At 38.3% G+C, this 19,862-nt stretch carries 19 protein-coding genes; 3 read left to right on the plus strand and 16 right to left on the minus strand.

Annotated elements, in window-relative coordinates; all coding sequences use genetic code 11:
• Positions 1-494 precede the first annotated feature (494 nt).
• The gene (gene ampC, locus ACHB7C_RS15910; protein WP_210831989.1) at positions 495-1,637 is read right to left on the minus strand and encodes a class C beta-lactamase; all 1,143 of its coding nucleotides are present in this window, start codon (positions 1,635-1,637) and stop codon (positions 495-497) included.
• A gap of 182 nt (positions 1,638-1,819) precedes the next feature.
• On the opposite strand from ampC, the gene ACHB7C_RS15915 reads away from it, so the two are divergent.
• Entirely contained in the window at positions 1,820-2,701 is an 882-nt protein-coding gene (locus ACHB7C_RS15915) for a LysR family transcriptional regulator (protein ID WP_042847728.1), read from the plus strand.
• A 67-nt stretch (positions 2,702-2,768) separates the two neighbouring features.
• On the opposite strand, the gene ACHB7C_RS15920 is transcribed toward ACHB7C_RS15915, so the two are convergent.
• The 13 genes from ACHB7C_RS15920 to glnA form a co-directional block, all read right to left on the minus strand.
• A complete protein-coding gene (locus ACHB7C_RS15920) occupies positions 2,769-3,056 on the minus strand; it encodes a helix-turn-helix domain-containing protein (protein ID WP_129466941.1) in 288 nt (95 codons plus the stop codon).
• Between the two features lie 72 nt (positions 3,057-3,128).
• A complete protein-coding gene (locus tag ACHB7C_RS15925; protein ID WP_042847724.1) occupies positions 3,129-3,368 on the minus strand; it encodes a helix-turn-helix domain-containing protein in 240 nt (79 codons plus the stop codon).
• A gap of 204 nt (positions 3,369-3,572) precedes the next feature.
• Positions 3,573-4,541 carry a fimbrial protein gene (locus ACHB7C_RS15930; protein ID WP_210856135.1) on the minus strand — a complete coding sequence of 323 codons (969 nt, stop codon included), beginning with the start codon at positions 4,539-4,541 and terminating at the stop codon, positions 3,573-3,575.
• Positions 4,528-4,818, minus strand: coding sequence for a helix-turn-helix domain-containing protein (locus tag ACHB7C_RS15935; RefSeq protein ID WP_048605457.1), 291 nt, complete (start codon positions 4,816-4,818; stop codon positions 4,528-4,530). The genes ACHB7C_RS15930 and ACHB7C_RS15935 overlap by 14 nt, the downstream gene beginning before the upstream one ends.
• A 51-nt stretch (positions 4,819-4,869) precedes the next feature.
• Positions 4,870-5,367, minus strand: a complete 498-nt coding sequence (locus tag ACHB7C_RS15940; protein ID WP_042847721.1) for a fimbrial protein — start codon at positions 5,365-5,367, stop codon at positions 4,870-4,872.
• Positions 5,368-5,381: 14 nt separating this feature from the next.
• Positions 5,382-5,897 carry a fimbrial protein gene (locus ACHB7C_RS15945; protein WP_131680889.1) on the minus strand — a complete coding sequence of 172 codons (516 nt, stop codon included), beginning with the start codon at positions 5,895-5,897 and terminating at the stop codon, positions 5,382-5,384.
• 9 nt (positions 5,898-5,906) lie between these two features.
• On the minus strand, positions 5,907-6,878 hold the full coding sequence (locus ACHB7C_RS15950) for a fimbrial protein (protein WP_042847719.1): 972 nt from the start codon (positions 6,876-6,878) through the stop codon (positions 5,907-5,909).
• Between the two features lie 13 nt (positions 6,879-6,891).
• Positions 6,892-9,402 (minus strand): fimbria/pilus outer membrane usher protein, encoded by a 2,511-nt coding sequence (locus ACHB7C_RS15955; RefSeq protein ID WP_131680888.1) that lies wholly within the window; start codon positions 9,400-9,402, stop codon positions 6,892-6,894.
• Positions 9,403-9,428: 26 nt separating this feature from the next.
• Positions 9,429-10,097, minus strand: a complete 669-nt coding sequence (locus ACHB7C_RS15960; protein WP_048605455.1) for a molecular chaperone — start codon at positions 10,095-10,097, stop codon at positions 9,429-9,431.
• A gap of 59 nt (positions 10,098-10,156) precedes the next feature.
• A complete protein-coding gene (locus tag ACHB7C_RS15965) occupies positions 10,157-10,681 on the minus strand; it encodes a fimbrial protein (protein ID WP_042847716.1) in 525 nt (174 codons plus the stop codon).
• Positions 10,682-11,328: 647 nt separating this feature from the next.
• On the minus strand, positions 11,329-12,795 hold the full coding sequence (gene glnG, locus ACHB7C_RS15970) for a nitrogen regulation protein NR(I) (protein WP_042847715.1): 1,467 nt from the start codon (positions 12,793-12,795) through the stop codon (positions 11,329-11,331).
• Positions 12,796-12,804: 9 nt separating this feature from the next.
• Positions 12,805-13,854, minus strand: a complete 1,050-nt coding sequence (gene glnL, locus ACHB7C_RS15975) for a nitrogen regulation protein NR(II) (protein WP_042847714.1) — start codon at positions 13,852-13,854, stop codon at positions 12,805-12,807.
• A gap of 155 nt (positions 13,855-14,009) precedes the next feature.
• Positions 14,010-15,419: a glutamate--ammonia ligase gene (gene glnA / locus ACHB7C_RS15980; protein WP_042847713.1), complete on the minus strand. Its 1,410-nt coding sequence runs from the start codon at positions 15,417-15,419 to the stop codon at positions 14,010-14,012.
• A gap of 443 nt (positions 15,420-15,862) precedes the next feature.
• On the opposite strand from glnA, the gene ACHB7C_RS15985 reads away from it, so the two are divergent.
• Positions 15,863-16,144, plus strand: a complete 282-nt coding sequence (locus tag ACHB7C_RS15985) for a colicin Z C-terminal domain-related protein (protein ID WP_166685429.1) — start codon at positions 15,863-15,865, stop codon at positions 16,142-16,144.
• Positions 16,145-16,169: 25 nt separating this feature from the next.
• Here the strand turns inward: ACHB7C_RS15985 and ACHB7C_RS15990 are convergent, their stop codons facing one another.
• Together ACHB7C_RS15990 and ACHB7C_RS15995 are read right to left on the minus strand one after the other, a co-directional pair.
• Complete coding sequence (locus tag ACHB7C_RS15990) at positions 16,170-16,568, minus strand: hypothetical protein (protein ID WP_042847710.1); 399 nt, start codon at positions 16,566-16,568, stop codon at positions 16,170-16,172.
• Positions 16,569-16,714: 146 nt separating this feature from the next.
• Positions 16,715-17,572 carry a PadR family transcriptional regulator gene (locus tag ACHB7C_RS15995; protein ID WP_395347870.1) on the minus strand — a complete coding sequence of 286 codons (858 nt, stop codon included), beginning with the start codon at positions 17,570-17,572 and terminating at the stop codon, positions 16,715-16,717.
• A 433-nt stretch (positions 17,573-18,005) separates the two neighbouring features.
• Here ACHB7C_RS15995 and typA point away from each other — a divergent pair, with 433 nt between their 5' ends.
• Positions 18,006-19,829, plus strand: a complete 1,824-nt coding sequence (gene typA / locus ACHB7C_RS16000; protein ID WP_042847704.1) for a ribosome-dependent GTPase TypA — start codon at positions 18,006-18,008, stop codon at positions 19,827-19,829.
• The last annotated feature ends 33 nt before the right edge of the window (positions 19,830-19,862 follow it).

Genomic DNA, 19,862 nt, shown 5'->3' on the forward strand with positions numbered 1-19,862 from the left:
TAACCCTAGTCACATACTTTATGTATGCTCCTAGGGCTTAGTTTCTCTTGCCGCCTAGCTACAGAACGAACTATTTAGAGCATTTACTCTTCGTCATATTTTATGCTGTAGCGTTGTTGGCTACGTTCACTAACCTTAGTTACAACTTAGCGTATGCTCCCCGCGCTGTTTTCACTTTGACGCCTAGTGGCACTCGAACTATATAGAGCATCTACTCCTCGTCATATTTTATGCTGTAGCGTTGTTGGCTACGTTCACTAGCCCTAGTCACATACTTTATGTATGCTCCTAGGGCTTAGTTTCTCTTGCCGCCTAGCTACAGAACGAACTATTTAGCGCATTTACTCTTCGTCATATTTTATGCTGTAGCGTTGTTGGCTACGTTCACTAACCCTAGTCACATACTTTATGTATGCTCCTAGGGCTTAGTTTCTCTTGCCGCCTAGCTACAGAACGAACTATTTAGAGCATTTACTCTTCGTCAGAAATCTAATTTATTCATTAATCTTTTCAATTAATTGATAAGCTGCGGTGATGCGGTCGGAAATTGGGTACCATTTATTGGATAAAATCACGATGCCGATTTGTTCTTCAGGGATAAAGGCGGCATAAGCTGCAAAACCATTTGTGGAGCCTGTCTTGTTGTAGAACGCTCGCGTTTCTGGCGGCATTGCCGGTTTAATTGCTTCGATTTTCTGTGGTTGTAATGCCATTTCATCACGGTTACCTTGATGTAATTGTGATAAAGAGACAGGCCACGGGTAACTTTCCCACATCATATCTTGTACAAATGAATCTGTTAGATAAAAGCCTGTGTGGGTATCTTCTACCGCTTCTTGCCATGATTTTGCGACTTTTACCGTCTGCATATTAATATCTAAGAAACGGATCAAATCTTTGGCAGTAGATTTCAAACCATAGGATTCGGCATCTAAAATCTGTGGTGCCACTCGCGATGGGTGATCTTTCTTATTATAACCCTGAGCATAATTTTTCATTTGGTGCTTAGGGACATGAATATAGGTATGTTTGAGCCCCAGTGAAGGCAGCATTAATTTTTCCATCGCTTGTTCAAATGGCATTTTGAGTTGTTTAGCGGTGACGATGCCTAATAATCCAGTACCTAAATTTGAGTAAGAACGATATTCTCCAATGGTTTTTTCAGGGAGCCAATGTTGGTAATAGCTTATTAATTCAGCTGAATTCGTAATGGTCTCCGGCACAAATAATGGTAATCCAGAGGTGTGGGTGGCTAAGTTCATCACGGTGATATGGTCAAATGCTGAATCTGTTAACTCGGGTAGGTAATGACTCACTTTTTGTGAGAAATCTAATTTACCTTGTTCTTGTGCATAAGCGGCTAATGTTGCTGTAAATGTTTTCGAAAGAGAGCCAATTTCAAATAATGTGTTGTTATTGATAGGGGCTTTGTTTTGCTTAGACAATACACCGTAATGATAAAAATAGTGCTTTCCTTCAATGGAGATTGCCACCGACATTCCGGGTATCTGTTGTTGTTTCATTAGTGGTTTAATAATGTTATCAACGTTTTGTTGAGTTAGCGCGTTGGCTGAAATTGTGGTTAAGGCTAAGCTAAGAGCGGCAAAAATCCGCCCCTGACGAAAAACATTTCTCATAGGTAGTCCAATTAAATAAAAGTTTAAGTTGTTGCTAATATAAATAAGGAAGAACTTCATTGCATAACTGAAGTGCTTTAGTATAGATTTCTAGGCTGTTATACCGTTGTTGTATAGCAGTATGCGTGTTTTACGCCTTCATTTAAAACGATATAAAGTTCGATGAGGTAAAAGAAAATCTTATGTCAGGGAATTATCGTCATCGACTACCTTTAAATGCTTTGCGTGCATTCGAAGCATCTGCCCGCCATTTAAGTTTCACGCGAGCAGGTATGGAATTGAATGTGACCCAAGCGGCGGTAAGCCAGCAGGTTCGGTTATTAGAAGAGCAACTAGGTTTAGAATTATTTATCCGCTTACCTAGAGGGTTGGCCTTAACAGATGAAGGCTTAGCGCTCCTACCTGTGTTGAGTCGTTCTTTCGACCAAATTGAGTCTTTATTGCAGCAGTTTGATGATGGGCACTACCATGAAGTGTTAAGTATATCAGTAGTGGGAACATTTGCGGTGGGTTGGTTACTACCTCAATTATCAAAATTTTCTAATTTATACCCGTATATTGATTTACGGATTATGACACATAATAACGTAGTCAATTTGGCGGCAGAAGGTGTTGATTTTGCCATACGCTTTGGGGAGGGGTTATGGCCTCTGGCTGAGAATATTCCATTATTTAGCGCATCGCATACTGTGTTATGCTCTGAGAAAATGGCTAACCGCTTAACGACTCCCCTAGATTTAAAAGCGCATCATTTATTGCGCTCATACCGTAAAGATGAATGGGAAAAATGGTTTCTTGCCGCAGGTTTAGAGCCGTGGCGAGTGAAAGGGCCTGTGTTTGACTCGTCTCGTCTAATGGTTGAAGCTGCGTTATTAACGGATAGTGTGGCATTGGTACCGAGTTGTATGTTTGAACATGAGTTGAGTGCTGGGAGTTTAGTGCAGCCATTTGATATTTCAGTGACATTAGGGGGCTATTGGCTTAGTCGCTTGAAGTCCAAACCATGTACACCTGCGATGATGATATTCCGTAATTGGTTATTGGATGAATCCCAACAAAGATAAATCGGTGCAATAATGTCATGCACCGACATTTAATAAATCAGCATATAATGATGCTCATATTTAAATATTAAAATACTAACGCCTCAGCAGAAAAATAATTTTTTTTACTAAGTGGGGTGTCTGTATTTTTATTTATTTCTGTCTCGTCAGTTAAAAAATAGGCAGGGTCAATATTAAATATCTGAGATAATTGATATATCGTATCAACATGGATATTGACTTCGCCATTTTCATAACGTGATTGATGTTGTTGGCTAATACCTAATAAGCTACTTAATTCTTTTCCGCTCATACCATTAGCTTCTCTTAATGCTCTAATTTTTAGACCAACAGATTTTGATATTTTTCGTTTCATAATGTTCTCTCTAATTTTAATAACACAAAATTAATTAAGAATTTTTAATATTATTAATGTTTCTTATGTGGCTTAATTCTCTTTTTTAGTACTAAAAAAATGAAAAAAAGATTTAATATCAATCTTAAAGTATTCTGCATATTGAGATAACCTATCTATATTTATTCTATTCACTCCTCGTTCATATCTAGATTGTTGTTGTGGACTAATTCCTATTTCCTTAGATATAATAGATATAGGAATACCTAACTTTTTTCTATGATAATAAATTTGATATCCAATTTGTTTGGATATTGAATAATTTTTTGACATGTTTTCCCTTTATAAAATAAATCATAAACAACAGGGCTACACTAGATATAGATAAGACAAAAACTAGAGCTTAATAGTTAATATATAGATAATTAAAAAAAAAGCATGTGTTTAAATCAAGATATTGTATTTTTATATGGAATGGTATTATTTAATGACCACCCATTTTAGATGGTCGTAATATGATACTTAAAACTAGGCCAATTATTCATATCGAATATTGACTGTTGCTGTACTGTTCGCTTTCCCAGGCGTTATTTTAGCTGCCGTTTTAATATAGCGAGCTTTCCAGTTGAACCGGATATCTCCAGCAGCTGAATTAGTTATGGTATTGTTTTTAGTAGCTAGTTTTATAGGGGCATTACTTGCATTTAGTAGTTGTATGGCAATACCTGTTGCAGAGCCCGTGCCAGATAACTTGATTTTCCCTGTTTGCGTATCAACATACCCCGCACTACTGGTAATGGTTGTTTTAATATTAGTTCCGGCAGCACAACTTAAGGTGATCGGGATATTAACACTAGCACTTACTGCGCCAATATCCTTAAATTGTGTGTCATACCAATCACCTAAAACAACGGTATAGTTGTTCGACTTTGTTGTGCATTTTGCTACATTTATTCGCACGGCATTCATCGGTATATTTAATGTACTGATATTCCAATTTATATGGTTAGGGTTTTCTTGGACTAATCGTGCAACAGCCCCTGCCTTAAGGGTATTAGACTGTGTTACATTTCCGGTTTTTTTTACTATAACAACCCATTTGGGCACTTCAATACGCCATGGCATTCTATCTCCGATAGGGTATGGACTATAATAATTTAATGACCCTGCCCCCATCGCTCGAATTTCTACACTGATACCTGGAATATTAGTGGCAGCTATTTTATTTAAGTTTGGCACCCAGCCATTTATATAGCTGGCATGTAATCTTGCCTGTCCACATTGACCGTCTTTTCCTGAGAATGTCGTAATATTATCACTAGCAAAACGAATTGTATATGTACCTAAATTCCTTGTTGAATTATCATCATATTGAATAGTATGAGTTTGTGTAGGAACATTGACATTAATATTCCTTAAGTTTGGGTTTTGAATACAAGCAGAATATGAATATGTAGAATACAATAGTGTTGTCATTAATAATGCTTTTATATTAGATTTCTTCATAGATGTTTCCTCTGGTTTTTATAGGGAATTCTTTTTTAATATATTCTTTCTCTATTTCAGTGAAGATGAAAAACTCTAATATACTAATGTTAAATATCTCAGCATACTGATTTAGCCTATCTAAATTTATTCGGTTAATACCATGTTCATATCTTGATTGTTGTTGTTCACTCACACCAATTATGTTTGCAATCTGGTTTAATGTCATTCCATTCATTTTTCTATAATATGTTATTTTACTTCCAACTATTTTGGAAATAGGGTAGTAATTAGACATAATGTATCTCCTATTAAAATAAATATAGGCGTAATAAGAAATTATATTTAATTACTGATAAGTAAATGTAAATTCTAAGTGGCTTTTAAAAGACCCTGCAATCATTCCATTACCATAACCTGAAACTCTAGCTGATAACGGAATTTCTACGCTTCTAGTTTGTGTGTTGACATTTGTTGTAATGGTATCGCCGTTTTTTATAGTCGCTTTATTTGCAGTTCTTGCTAAATTCAAAGCAACATTTTTTGCTGTCCCGTTGTTTATAAAATACTCTGGAGTTGTTGGGTCTGGAGTGCCTGATATAGCCATTACAGCTTGGCTTGTTCCTACAGGGCAATTTTTGAGCTTAACTGAAAAATCAACCCATGACGATTTTTGTGTATCCTTAATATTCCAAATATTAATCTTTTTTAAATCAATAAGGTAATTAGATTTTTCAAGTTCACAAGGCGCAGCTATGACAGTACCGTGTACTTTAATATTCGCAGCTTGCCCAAAAACAATGAAAGAGCAGCTCATTAGTGATAGAAATAAAATAAAGTGTCTCATATTCTTTTCCCTGTTTATAAATAGGTAATTGTTGCTGTAATATTTGCAGAAATAGTTCCAGGGGTGACATTACCTAATGAGCTAAACGCACGTGTTCTTAATGGGATGTTAATATTTGTTTGTCCATTTGTAGTGACTTGCAATACTTTTTGGTTACCTAAAGCGGTTGTTCCATTACCATTTTGTAGTTGTACAGCTAGGTTCCTTGCCGTACCTTGGTTTTTGTATAAACTTGTTGCATCCGCAGTATCCGCGGTTCCTGTAAACGTCAGTTTTACTTGGTTAATATAGGTAGAACAGTTATTTAAGCTAATATTAAAGTTTTTCCATGGGGAACCTGAATTGGTATTTTTAAAGACATCTGCAGAAATACTTTTTAGGTCAATATCAATATTATTCCCACCAGTAATATTACAAGTAGCCGCTTTAATATTTCCGGTAAAATTCAACGTGACAGTGCTAGCAGCGAATAAATTCCCACTGAATATTAAGCTACTAAGTAAAAGTAAATTTTTAGGTATTATTTTCATTTTTTATTCCTACTCATAGCGGATATTTACAGTAGCGGAGGCATTCGCTGTACCTGGCGTGATATTATCTGCCGTTTTTATATAGCGAGCTTTCCAATTAAACATATAATCACCAGCCGGCACATTATTTTGCAGGCTGTTCTTGGTATTCAGCTTGATTGGATTATTATTTTTATCCAATAATTGTATTGCGACACCAGTAGCACTATCAGCTCCTGTTAGCCCTAATTTTCCTGTCGCCGCATCTTCATATTTAGAGCTTGTGACAGTCGCTTTAATATTGGTACCTGCCGCACAGGTTAATGTAATTGGAATATCAACCGGTGTACTGGTTGAGCCTATATTAGGAAATTGTGTATCATACCAATCTTGCATATCAATATTGTAGGTTGACTGATTATTCTTTAATGAACAGCTAAGCACATTGATACGAATAGCATTAGTTGGCATATTTAAGGTTGTTAAAGTCCACGTCACACTGGTTGGTGCACGGTAAGTTACGGTTAACCTTGCGACATTTCCGGCTCTTAATGTGCCACCTTGTGTTACCGAACCAAGTTTTTTTACTGTGATGCCCCAATGCGTTGTTAATATATTATAATTGGAGTTGTTTTTATCCCATGAAGCATTAAACGCTCCAATGCCTGCGGTTGTAACAGAAATGCCAATACCCGGAATATTAGATAGGGCAACTTTATTGGCATTTGGTGACCAGCTATTGATAAAACTCCCCGTTAAGTATGAAGTAGCACAAGAACTCGAATCACTAGCTACCCACTGAGATGTAGATGAAAAATCAGCACGGAGAGACCCTAAATCTCTAGGTGTAATATCATCATATTGAATGTTATATACTGCGGTCGGTACGTTAGCGAATTTATTATTTAAATTTGGGTTTAAGGTACAAGCTGCATTAGCATACCCTGAGTATAAATATATAAAACTCATAGCCAATATCGATTTATAAATAAAATTTTTCATTATTTATTCCTTATTATCGGCAAACTGCTGCTGTTTTATATAACCCCATATAATTCGATATACCTGCTAAGTTATAATTGACTTGGCATTGTTGTTTATCGTTATATTGAATAATAAAATTGCCGTTTTCAGCTAAGCCTGATAAATAAATTTCGCCATCATTCCCCACCATACTGTTTAACTGCGGGTTATCGTTAAAGATAGCTTGGGCGCCAAAAGGTACAGGTTTACCGTCAGTAAAAGTCAGCAGCATAATTGCGCGGTAGCCAACGTTTGCGGTAAAGCTCGCTTTGACTAAAGCCCCTCGGCTTGGTGAAACACTTCGACTGGATAAATCCATCTCAGTATTCTCAGGTAATGCAGAGGTATCGATATCGATCATATTTTTGCGATAAGCAGTGACATAAGGTACCAATGCGTAACCTTGGTTATTTGTAGTCACCCCAGCTTGGTTTAGGATCGGTACATCACCTGCATCAGGAATTTCAACAAGCGCCGCGGTTTCTCCCAACTGTTGGCCAAGTACAAGGCCGCCAGAATGTGCGACTAAGCTACCGTTAACCCCGTAATAGAGGTTATAGCTGTCTTTGCTGTAGCCACTACCGCCTGAGACTTCACCATATTGGCCTTTATAAGAAGCATTCATATTACCGTTAGTGCCTTGGTCTCGAGTAGTAAAGCCTTGTTGAACGCTCCAATTTAACCGGTTATTTAACTGTGATGCTGAAAGACCAATGCTTCCGGTACTTGCACTATTACTGCTGCTACTACTGTTAAAGTTGTAATAGAAGGTATCGTCAAATACCGAAAAGGGTACGCTGACGGAAAGCGCTAATTGATGGTCATCTTCGCTTTTTGAACGACTTCCTGACCGATAAGAATAGCTATTGGTATTTTTGTTATAGGTATAATTCAAACTATAACTGACACCTTGCCAACTATTGTTATAACCCACCGTGGCAGATTGCGTTTTTCGGTCACTGTTCCAATAATCTTCATTAATATAACCAACAGAAATTGAACCAAAACTATCCCCTAAGTTTTGGCTGAGGGTAATTTCACCACGATTACGGCGTCGTTCAATTTCAGGGGCATAGTTTGTATCCCTATAACCATCAAACACTTCCGCTAAACTATAAAAGCCTTTGGTGGAATAACGATAACCTGCCAATGCGATATTAGTACCAATATCATTGATATTTTTGTTATAGCGGAAACGGTATGATTGGCCTTTTTCCTTAACATCATTACTGAGCGTTGAATTTGCATGAGTAACGTCAATTGATAAGGCACCAAAGCGCCCAAGGTTTTGCCCTGCACCAATGGAATAAGACTGGTAATGTTCACTAACTTGGCTTCCTCCATATGCGGTGATGCCATAAGGCAAGCCATAGATTAAGGTGAACTGACCAAATTTTGTTTTATCAATGCTATTATCATAAGCGCGGTATTCACCGCCAGTTACGCTATAAGAAAAATACCCTTCACGTTGTAATACGGGTAATGAAGCGAAAGGAACAATTTGGTATTGCTCGCTACCATTAGACTCTTTTATTGTGACATGTAAATCGCCGCTCCCCCCTGTTGGGTAGAGGTCTGTAATTTCAAAAGGACCAGCAGCCACTTCAGTTTGGTAGATAATGTAGCCATTTTGGCGGATTGTTACTTGTGCATTGCTACGTGCTATCCCGCGAACTACAGGCGCATAACCATGCAAGCTTTCAGGGGACATATCGTCATCTGTTGCCAATTGTGCACCACGAAAGGGCACACTATCAAAAACCATCGAAGGCGAAACACTATCACCTAAAGTTAATTGGCTTTTGATACTATTAATGCCACGCGATGCATAAGTGTAAATGGTGTCCCATTTACCGGATTGGTCATTATTACTGGACCATGTTGTATAGTTACGCAAACGCCAGGCCCCAAGATTTATACCGGGTCTTAAATTCACATAATGAGATGTACTATCTGAATCATTATTTTTTCGGTCGTAATTTTTTGAACCATTATAGCTATAGTTTAATAATAACGCGTTGATTCCATTGTCAATGTTAGCTAAATCAACATATCCCCTTGGGTTTCTATCCAAGGCAATTTGAGGAATACTAAGATATAAACGTTGTGAACCAAATTCAAAATCACTTTTTGCATCAGGGATGGCAGCAAGGTTTATACAGTGGCTTCCTGAATGTTGCAATTCAGGGTAATCATTAACTTTAATGCCAAATTCTTTGAGATCATTAAGAGATAAACAAGGAGCTAACTTGTTATTACTGTCTTTATCAAACTTAAGGCTTTTAGCACCAATTAGGTTGGTATTAACATAGATATCAACATAGTAATCCCCTGCTAATTGTTCATCATTTTCAAATTGTGATAAGTCAACTGAATCTTTATTAGGTAGCTCTAAAAAATCAGGGTCAAAATAGACTGTATCATCTGGTTTTTCTTCAGCATATAATGCCGTCGTATAGCCTAAATATAATAATAGACCAAGAAATATTTTATTTAATTTCATATCGTAACCTAACTCATTTTATAAGTTTATATTTTCTTTTCGAGTGTTTCTGGTGCAGACCCATAGTCATTAATAACTTCCCATTTAATTATTCCATTAGAACTAGGGTTATTAACGTCAAAAGATGCACTTGCAAATGGTGCGACATAAGAAACATCATTTGCTTTAGTTCCATTAAAGCTAATGCTTTGAAAGTTCATAAAATAGGGAGTTGGGTTTTTAACAATAATGTTATTTCCTGACTTAGACCATACTAATTTTTTTTGTTCTTCAATAAAATCAACATTCTTTAAGCTTTTTGGACGATAGATCAGCTTCATTTGTGTTTTAAATGCAATTTGCAATGAATTTTCTGTTCTTTCTGTCGCAGGGATCGTTTTTATATTCAGCCAGAATAATGACTCTCTATCATTCGGTAGTTTATTCTCAGTTAGAAAGATTCTAAGTGCATTTGTGTTATCTGGATTCAACCTAAATAATGGTGGTGTTATAGCAAAATCAGATTGTTTTTTTTCATCGATATTATCAATCCAAGACTGAATTAAATAAGGGATCTTATCTGGATTTTCTACACTAATGCTGACATCTTTGTTTCCCTCATTGTAAATAACACGAGTTCCACCAATAATGACACCTGCATATGCAGTGTTTAATAGTGTAAATACAGAAATGAAAATATAGATAATGAATTTCATAATACCACCATTGATTATAATTATATAAGGCTTAATTCCTTTTAAACCTTATTTGTTATTTAGTTATAATTGATTGTAAATGTTGCAGTGCCGTTAGCAGGACCAGGAGTTACAGTGTCAGATTTAGCAATATAACGTGCTCTGAAGTCTAAATTATTTTCAACACCATCTTTTAATGGGTATGTTTTAGAGGCAGTAAATAGTGGGACTACTTTATTAGCATCATCAGTAATTTGAATACCGACACCAGTTGCAACACCAGTTTCTTCTTTTAATTTAATAACTTCATCATCGCCGATATAAGAATCCGCATCAAACTTAACAGAAGCACTTGTTACAGTCGTTGGGCAATTAATTAATTTAATGGTAAATTTAGTGGCGGCAGCAGTACTACCTGCACTTGGTAATGCGGTTTTTGAAACTTTACCTAAATTAACTTTTAATGCATCAGAACCAGCAGCTAATTCACAGGCTTGGTCAATAATTTCACCAGTAAAATCAATAGTACCATCCGCTGCTAATGCATTATTAATAGCAAAGATTGAGGATGCAGCAATTAATGATGCAAGTAAATTCTTTTTCATCTGTTTTTCTCCGGAATATAATTTATTTATTTTTCATTGAGTGGTTGAAAATATCAATTACTCAACTGAAGAGTATTTTGAATCTATTTTTTAAAATAAACAAGTTTTGTTATATTTGGTGAAATATAATTAAATTTTAATATGATTAATATCATAATAAGTAATTAACACACTATGGGTTAATAATTAACTCCATGTACTTACTTAAAGTAAATTTCATTTTTACTGGGTTTTTTACTAAAGTTAAATAACGATATAAAACTAAGATTACCTATAAAGTGGTGGATAAATTTAATTTATCTCTTATATGGTGATTGTTTGGGTTTATCAGGCGTTAGCATATAGAGTATACTTGAAGTGTTTGTCATTTATATTATCTAAAAATGAAAAATCATTATAAATATCAAATCACGATGGTCTAAATATGCTTGTTTTGGTGTTTTTATTATGGATATCATTTATTAACCATCGCATTTCAATGGTCTATATAAGTGATTGCTTATTGTTTTTATTATCAATGGCTGAGAGAGAAAATTAAATGTTAAGCTAATTATCATAAATAAGATGGAGATGTATTCTTTTATTTCGCCACCTTATTTTAATGATATGCTTTTGTTTTAATTAGGCTTACATAAACAAATAATGAATTACTCAAGCCCTAATTCTTTTAATTTTCGAGTTAAAGTATTCCTTCCCCAGCCTAATAAACGGGCAGCTTCTTGTTTATGGCCCTTGGTATATGTCAATGCGCAACTTAGCATAGTACGCTCTAATATAGGAATTGTTTGTGCTAATAAATCGTCTTTACCTGCTGATAACGCGTTATTAGCCCACTTTTCTAATAATTCAAACCATTGTGCTTCTGAGTTGGCTTGATGTGTAGGTAAAGTTACGTATTCATTGGCCTTCAGGTTATTTTCTTCAGTATTTTGTATCGGGCGCTCTTCCAGCAAATCTTCCGGTAGGTCTTGCGGTAAAATTTCTTGGCTAGCGGCCATCACTGTGAGCCAGCGACAAACATTTTCTAATTGGCGGACATTACCCGACCAATAATAGCGCTGGAGGATTTTTTCGCTATCAGCATGTAGCACTTTACTCTCTACACCTAACTCCTTAGCGGTATTTTGTAAGAAGTAATGCGCAAGGCGTGGGATATCTTCGGTACGCTCGCGTAATGGTGGTAATTGTACTCGAATGACATTCAACCGGTGAAATAAGTCTTCACGAAAAAGCCCTTCTTTGACGCGTTTTTCGAGATCTTGGTGGGTTGCTGCAATAATACGCACATCCACTTTTACAGGAGTATAACCACCAATCCGGTAAAATTGCCCTTCAGCGAGAACGCGTAGTAATCGAGTCTGCACATCGAGGGGCATATCGCCAATTTCATCTAAAAATAATGACCCATGATTGGCTTGTTCAAACCGGCCTTGGCGCACTTGGGTTGCACCGGTAAATGCCCCTTTTTCATGACCAAATAGTTCGGATTCAATTAAATCTTTTGGGATCGCAGCCATATTCAGTGCAATAAATGGCTGATTAACACGAGGACTATGCTGATGTAAGGCGTGAGCAACTAACTCTTTCCCTGTTCCTGATTCACCATTAATTAGCACGCTGATGGATGAGCGAGATAAGCGACCAATGATTCGATAAACCTCCTGCATGGCTGGGGCTTCACCAATCATGGTTGAAGACACAATAGGAGCCTGCTGTTTAGTATCCCGATCAGTGTGATTTTGTTCACGGCTGTGATTGAGTGCCCGTTCGACCAGTGCCACTGTTTCATCAATATCAAATGGCTTTGGTAGATAATCAAAGGCCCCAGATTGGTAAGCATTGACCGCGGCATCAAGGTCTGAATGCGCCGTCATGATAATAATCGGCAGTAAGGGATGAGATTGCTTAATAGTATTTAGTAATTCAATACCATTTGTGCCTGGCATACGAATATCAGATAACAACACGTCAGGAAGTGAGGTCTCTAAGGCAGCGAGAACAGCATCAGCGCTATCAAAACAGGTGCATGAAAATTCAGCACTGCTAAGTGCCCGTTCTAATACCCAGCGAATAGAACTGTCATCATCAACAACCCAAATTTTTCCCTGTGCCATAGATATCTCCTATTTTTTGATTGGTAGATAAATAGAAAACTCGGTATGCCCCGGCCAACTGGTAAATTCGATTTTACCCGCGTGTTGGTCGACTAAGCTTCGAGCAATAGATAAACCGAGCCCTGTACCATCAGGTCGCCCACTAACCATTGGGTAAAATAAAGTGTCTTGAATTGCTAATGGGATACCTGGGCCATTATCTTCAATATCAATACGCGCTGTTAGTCGATAGCGTTCACCTTGTAACATCACCTGAAATGCGGTGCGTGTCCGTAGCGTAATATTTCCCCCAGTTACCGCGAGAGCTTGCAGCGCATTGCGTGCTACATTTAGTAGTACTTGCTCGATTTGATCAGGGTAATATTCGAGTTCAGGTAAGCTTGGGTCATAATCACGAACCAGTGTGACGTTATCCGGCTTTTCTAAGGATAGCAAACGCGTCACATTTTCCATTATATGATGAATGCTTTGCTGGGTTTTAGGACCCGGATATTGCGGACCAAGCAACCTATCGACAAGTGCCCTTAAGCGGTCAGCTTGCTCAATGATAACTTGAGTATATTCATTCAGTTGAGGGTCAGGCAGTGCTTTAGATAATAACTGCGCAGCACCTCGCAAACCGCCTAGTGGGTTTTTTATTTCATGGGCAAGTCCGCGAATGAGCTCGCGGGCTGCAAGTTGTTGGGCATTTTGCGCTAATTCTTGGCTTAGACGCCGTTGACTATCAAGTTGAGAAAGCTCAACTAAAATAAATTGTTCAGAAAATGGCTGAGCACTGAAAGACATCACATGGGAATGGTTATTAAACACCAGTGTGACCTCATTTTCTGTAAAGCTATGCCCTTCCTTTAAACTACTCAACATCAGTTCATCATTGAGTGAACAATAACTAAAGAGAAGAGGGAGAGGGGTACCATATAGCTTACGCTGGCTTTGAGTTAAAATCTGGAGTGCAGCATGATTGGCATAGTGGATAACCAGGTCGTAATCCAAAATCAGCACGCTATTAATTAGTGAATCGAGAAGTTGTTCTGGTGCTGGCAAATGTTCGGTTTTCATGTAATGTTGCTCCTGCACTATTTTGGTGCATTATACCTGATAGACCAAACAACCGATATTTGATTTTGTTCCGCTAATATTTTACAGAGAAAAGGCCCCATCAAAAGATGGGGCAAGTGCTTCACGGCAACAAAGACTAGCAGTGGAACGGCGTGTTACACACTGTAGTACATTTCAAATTCGAGAGGGTGTGGTGCCATACGGACACGCTGGATATCGCTGCGAACTAATTCGATATAAGCGTCAATGGCGTCATTCGTGAATACACCGCCACGGGTTAAGAATTCACGGTCTTTATCTAACTCAGCCAAGGCTTCGTCTAAAGAGCCTGAAACTGTTGGGATTTCTTTGGCTTCTTCAGGTGGTAAGTCGTATAAGTTTTTATCCATTGCATCGCCTGGATGGATTTTATTGATAATGCCATCAAGGCCTGCCATTAACTGTGCAGCAAACGCGAGGTATGGGTTAGCCGCAGGGTCTGGGAAGCGTACCTCAATACGACGTGCTTTAGTGCTGGCAACCACCGGAATACGGATAGATGCAGAACGGTTACGCGCTGAGTAAGCCAGCATGACTGGTGCTTCAAAGCCCGGAACTAAACGCTTGTATGAGTTGGTTGTTGGGTTGGTAAATGCGTTCAGCGCACGAGCGTGTTTAATGATACCGCCGATGTAGTACAGCGCCATCTCAGATAAACCGCCGTATTTGTCACCAGCAAACAGGTTAACACCGTCTTTAGACAAAGACATATGGCAGTGCATACCTGAGCCGTTATCACCGACGAGTGGCTTTGGCATAAAGGTTGCGGTTTTACCGTATGCATGGGCAACATTATGAACAACATATTTATAAATCTGGGTTTCATCCGCTTTTTTGGTCATAGTATTAAAGCGGGTAGCAACTTCGTTTTGACCTGCTGTTGCCACTTCATGGTGATGCGCTTCAACCACTAAGCCCATTTCTTCCATTGTGGTACACATTGCAGAGCGCAGGTTTTGTGATGAATCAACGGGGGGAACTGGGAAATAACCGCCTTGTACTGCTGGGCGATGACCTTTATTGCCGCCTTCGTATTTTGTGCCAGTATTCCACGCTGCTTCGATATCATCGATATGGTAGTAGCTACCATGCATATTATTGCCAAAACGGATATCATCAAAAACGAAAAATTCAGGCTCTGGACCAAACAGAACGATATCAGCGATACCGCTAGAACGTAAAAAGTCCTCAGCGCGTTTTGAAATTGAACGCGGGTCCCTGTCATAACCTTGCATAGTGCCTGGTTCTAAAATATCGCAACGGATAATTAAGGTTATGTCAGCAAAGAATGGGTCGATAACCGCGGTTGATGGGTCTGGCATCAATACCATATCTGATTCATTAATCCCTTTCCATCCACCGATAGATGAACCATCAAACATCTGGCCTTCTTCAAAGAAGTCTTCGTCAACTTGGTGAGCAGGGATAGTGATGTGTTGCTCTTTACCTTTAGTGTCGGTAAAGCGCAGATCAATAAATCTAACATTTTGCTCTTTTATTAACGATAAAACATGTTCAGCGGACATTCTCGGCTCTCCTGGTCGGGTCTAATCAACAATCGTCTAGATGATGCGCTTGTTGTTTTTTGTCTAGCGGTAGTGAGTCGTGTAAAACGAGGCACTGTTATTCGCTCTGTAAATATATAAGCGAAAATCATGCCAACTTTTTAAATTATAGTAAATTCTGATTGTTACAAAGAAATGATGGGAGAGAAAATGATAGAATGGAATAAAATGCACTAAATTGGTGCTTATTGTTAGTTGTTTGCACTATTTTGGTGCGTTTCTTTAAATGTGAATCATTTATGTCATGCATTCATCATAAATATAATATTTTATGTTCTTCGCTTATGCCAGTATTAATAAGGATATATTTGAGCAACATTGAGTATTGAATCTAAATATATTTTTGTACTTTACATAATATTTATGTGGAAAAGTGACGACATAGTTAATAGGGGTATAAATATATGGCAAGATCTCAAGGTTGGGCTCCACCATTAGCATGGGGACCGTGGGTTAATCTTCATACGCACGTAGGGAATAGCGCTTATACTGTTTCATTTGATGCAGTATCAAGTCTGCAATCAACATTTGATGCTGAAATACAATATGTAACCAATTCAGGTGATAGAACCGTTCGTACTATGGGGCCTGGCTCATATAGAATTAATGGAAATAATGGGGCAGGACAAGACCGGATTAGGTTTAAGAGCCATTCAGTAGGGCTGACGATAGGAGTTAGGTACTAAATATAAAAGTGGCTTTATGCTAACTTTACTTATTCATCAAAGATTTAAATAAATTTAAATTAGATTGATTGTTTAGATTTTGGTAAAAACCATCATCTAATGAATGGATGTTTCCTAAATGAATGTTTTTTTGAATAAGAACGTTATTAAAATAAACATTCATTTTTTTATTTTTATTTTTGGTTAGAAAATCATATAGTTTAGGCCGGCAATTATTTGTATTGCTAAGTGTTATAAAAACAATATGTTCATTATTTTTTGATTCATCCTTATATGATTCGATACATTCTTTATCTAATTGAAAAAAAGAATTATTTGTAGAGTAAGATAAAATGTTATCGCTTTTAATTTTGCAACTAATGAGCAATAGCCCCGTTATAATTGCTATAGATGAAATAAAAAAGATTTTTTTTGAATTATTCATAAATGTTATTATCATTCCAAATACTCAATTGTTTATAGTATAAACTATAAACAGAATATTTCATGTTATTTATTCTGAGGTGCGAGAAGAGTAGGACTCGTATATATAAAGAAAGCCCATATAACAAAGAATATGGGCCTCTTACATTATTCATCGTTACTATTGGTTAGTAACGTATTCACTTCTTCAATTTGTTTTACTGCATCATTGATAATGGATGCAATTTGGCGAGTTTGTTCTTCATTGAGTTGCTTTAAAACCATTTTATGGCGTAATAATGCTTTAAAACGACTGACCGCCATTTCAATGTCTTCCGCTAAATTACCACCTTGTTGCATATCGCGTGCTTTTGCCAGTTTACGGGCAATCACCACTTCGATGTCTTTATTCTGAGCTAAATGCGATGCTCCTTCAGGCGTGATAGTAAAGCTTTTACGGTTCCGCTCAACAATTTGTGATTCCAAGAAGCCTTGTTCTTCTAGTAGTGTAAGAGTTGGGTAGATTACACCAGGGCTAGGCACATAAAGGCCGTTAGAGGCTTCTTGAATATCTTTAATTATCTCATAGCCATAACTTGGTTTTTTGGCAACTAATGAAAGCACCATAATATGAAGGTCACCATGGTCAAATAGACGACGCAGACCTTTGCCTCTTCCTCGACCCCTTTGGCGCTCACCGCCATGTCCGTGGCCATGACGGCCTTCACCGTGGCAGCATTTTTCACCATGTCCGTGACCATGACGGCCTTCACCGTGGCAGCGTTCTTCACCATGTCCGTGACCATGACGGCCTTCACCGTGGCAGCATTCTTCACTGTGTCTGTGACTATGACGGCCTTCACCATGGCAGCGTTCTTCACTGTGTTCGTGACTATGACGCCCTTCACCATGGCAACATTCTTTGTGTTCATGACGATGATTACCATGACAGCCGTTATGGTGGTGGTCATGCTGATTTTCGTCATGCTGTGCATAATATACATGACGACAAGATTTAATTAGCATATAGTTATTCCTTAGTTTGTAACTTTAGATATATCGAATCTATTTTGTCGTTTCACTATATTTAGATATATCTAATTAGTCAATTTAGATATATCTAAATGACACAAAAAGACATTAAAAAAGGTAGTTAAGAAAGAAAGTCTATTTTATATTCTTTTTTTTGGCTGCTAATATTGAGTTTTTAGCGTATTATTCTGCTACTTTGTGAATTATTAGTGCTGATACTCACTATTTTATTGGGTATTTTGGCGCTGTTATGCAACTGAATGTTTTTTCGTTAAAAACTTTTTATACAGTGATGGGTTTCACATTTATTCCACTTCTGCGGAAAAACGTGTAAAATAACAGCAAATTAACGTAGAAAGTATGTTTTGGTCGATAATAACGGCTAAAAAAGCATATTCCTTTCCTGTCAATTAAACGGTAAAAATCCTTGTCAATTCAAAATTTAAGAAACATCGCCATCATCGCTCACGTTGACCATGGCAAGACCACACTGGTTGGTAAATTACTGCAGCAGTCAGGTACGTTCGGTGAACGTGAAACTGTTGATGAGCGTGTTATGGACTCCAACGACTTGGAGAAAGAGCGTGGTATTACCATCCTTGCTAAAAATACCGCTATCCAATGGAATGGTTATCACATTAACATCGTAGACACCCCAGGCCACGCCGACTTTGGTGGTGAGGTTGAGCGCGTTATGTCTATGGTTGACTGCGTTCTGCTGGTTGTTGATGCGATGGATGGCCCAATGCCACAGACTCGCTTCGTAACGCAAAAAGCGTTCGACCACGGCTTACGTCCTATTGTTGTTATCAACAAAGTTGACCGCCCAGGTGCACGCCCTGATTGGGTTGTAGACCAAGTATTCGACTTATTCGTGAACTTAGGTGCAACGGATGAGCAACTCGATTTCCCTATCGTTTATGCATCTGCATTAAACGGTATTGCAGGTCTTGACCATACTGAAATGGCTGAAGACATGACGCCACTGTACGAAGCTATCGTAGAGCACGTTGCGCCGCCAGCAGTTGACATCGATGGTCCATTCCAGATGCAAGTATCGCAATTAGATTACAACAGCTACTTAGGCGTAATCGGTATTGGCCGTATTAAACGTGGTGTTGTGAAGCCAAACCAACAAGTCACTGTTATCGATAGCGAAGGCAAAACTCGCAACGGTAAAATCGGTAAAGTTCTGACGCACTTAGGTTTAGAGCGAATTGACTCACAGCAAGCCGATGCGGGCGATATCGTTGCTCTAACTGGTTTAGGTGAACTGAATATTTCTGACACTATTTGCCAAGTGGGTAGCGTTGAAGCTCTGCCTGCATTAGCCGTTGATGAGCCAACAGTTAGCATGTTCTATTGTGTTAACACCTCACCATTCTGCGGTAAAGAAGGTAAATTTGTGACTTCACGTCAAATCCTTGACCGCCTGAATAAAGAACTGGTGCACAACGTGGCACTACGTGTTGAAGAAACTCAAGACCCAGATGCATTCCGTGTTTCTGGTCGTGGTGAACTTCACTTATCTGTTCTGATTGAAAATATGCGTCGTGAAGGTTTCGAATTAGCCGTTTCTCGTCCGAAAGTTATCATTCGTGAAATCGATGGCCGTAAACAAGAGCCATTCGAACAAGTTACTTTAGACGTTGAAGAGCAAAACCAAGGCGATGTGATGAAAGCGTTAGGTGAGCGTAAAGGTGACCTACGTGACATGATGCCAGATGGTAAAGGCCGTGTGCGTCTTGACTACATTATCCCAAGCCGTGGTTTGATTGGTTTCCGTACAGAATTCATGACGATGACCTCAGGTACTGGTTTACTGTACTCTACATTCAGCCATTACGACGATGTTCGCCCAGGCGAAATCGGTGGTCGTCAGAACGGTGTTCTGATCTCTAACGGTCAAGGTAAAGCAGTTGCTTATGCACTGTACAGCTTACAAGATCGTGGTAAGTTATTCTTAGGTCACGGTGCAGAAGTGTATGAAGGCCAAATCATTGGTATTCACTCTCGTTCTAACGACTTAACAGTTAACTGCTTAACGGGTAAAAAACTGACTAACATGCGTGCGTCAGGTACTGATGAAGCGACAACATTATCACCACCAATTAAAATGACTCTGGAACAAGCTCTTGAGTTTATTGATGATGATGAATTAGTTGAAGTGACTCCGCAGTCTATTCGTCTGCGTAAGCGTCACCTGACTGAAAACGATCGTCGTCGCGCGAGCCGTACAAAAGAAGACTAATTTTAGTTAAATTAGTTAATAAGAAGGCGCCGA

The sequence above is a fragment of the Providencia sp. 2024EL-00732 genome (assembly GCF_044006275.1).
Lineage (GTDB): Bacteria > Pseudomonadota > Gammaproteobacteria > Enterobacterales > Enterobacteriaceae > Providencia > Providencia huashanensis.

Coding starts and splice junctions, on each gene's coding strand:
- ACHB7C_RS15945 (WP_131680889.1), bottom strand. CDS start 5,897: ATGAAAATAATACCTAAAAATTTACTTTTACTTAGTAGCTTAATATTC.
- ACHB7C_RS15960 (WP_048605455.1), bottom strand. CDS start 10,097: ATGAAATTCATTATCTATATTTTCATTTCTGTATTTACACTATTAAAC.
- ACHB7C_RS15920 (WP_129466941.1), bottom strand. CDS start 3,056: ATGAAACGAAAAATATCAAAATCTGTTGGTCTAAAAATTAGAGCATTA.
- ACHB7C_RS15915 (WP_042847728.1), top strand. CDS start 1,820: ATGTCAGGGAATTATCGTCATCGACTACCTTTAAATGCTTTGCGTGCA.
- ACHB7C_RS15995 (WP_395347870.1), bottom strand. CDS start 17,572: ATGCTAATTAAATCTTGTCGTCATGTATATTATGCACAGCATGACGAA.
- glnA (WP_042847713.1), bottom strand. CDS start 15,419: ATGTCCGCTGAACATGTTTTATCGTTAATAAAAGAGCAAAATGTTAGA.
- ACHB7C_RS15965 (WP_042847716.1), bottom strand. CDS start 10,681: ATGAAAAAGAATTTACTTGCATCATTAATTGCTGCATCCTCAATCTTT.
- ACHB7C_RS15925 (WP_042847724.1), bottom strand. CDS start 3,368: ATGTCAAAAAATTATTCAATATCCAAACAAATTGGATATCAAATTTAT.
- glnL (WP_042847714.1), bottom strand. CDS start 13,854: ATGAAAACCGAACATTTGCCAGCACCAGAACAACTTCTCGATTCACTA.
- ACHB7C_RS15940 (WP_042847721.1), bottom strand. CDS start 5,367: ATGAGACACTTTATTTTATTTCTATCACTAATGAGCTGCTCTTTCATT.
- glnG (WP_042847715.1), bottom strand. CDS start 12,795: ATGGCACAGGGAAAAATTTGGGTTGTTGATGATGACAGTTCTATTCGC.
- ACHB7C_RS15950 (WP_042847719.1), bottom strand. CDS start 6,878: ATGAAAAATTTTATTTATAAATCGATATTGGCTATGAGTTTTATATAT.
- ACHB7C_RS15985 (WP_166685429.1), top strand. CDS start 15,863: ATGGCAAGATCTCAAGGTTGGGCTCCACCATTAGCATGGGGACCGTGG.
- ACHB7C_RS15990 (WP_042847710.1), bottom strand. CDS start 16,568: ATGAATAATTCAAAAAAAATCTTTTTTATTTCATCTATAGCAATTATA.
- ACHB7C_RS15930 (WP_210856135.1), bottom strand. CDS start 4,541: ATGAAGAAATCTAATATAAAAGCATTATTAATGACAACACTATTGTAT.
- ampC (WP_210831989.1), bottom strand. CDS start 1,637: ATGAGAAATGTTTTTCGTCAGGGGCGGATTTTTGCCGCTCTTAGCTTA.
- ACHB7C_RS15935 (WP_048605457.1), bottom strand. CDS start 4,818: ATGTCTAATTACTACCCTATTTCCAAAATAGTTGGAAGTAAAATAACA.
- ACHB7C_RS15955 (WP_131680888.1), bottom strand. CDS start 9,402: ATGAAATTAAATAAAATATTTCTTGGTCTATTATTATATTTAGGCTAT.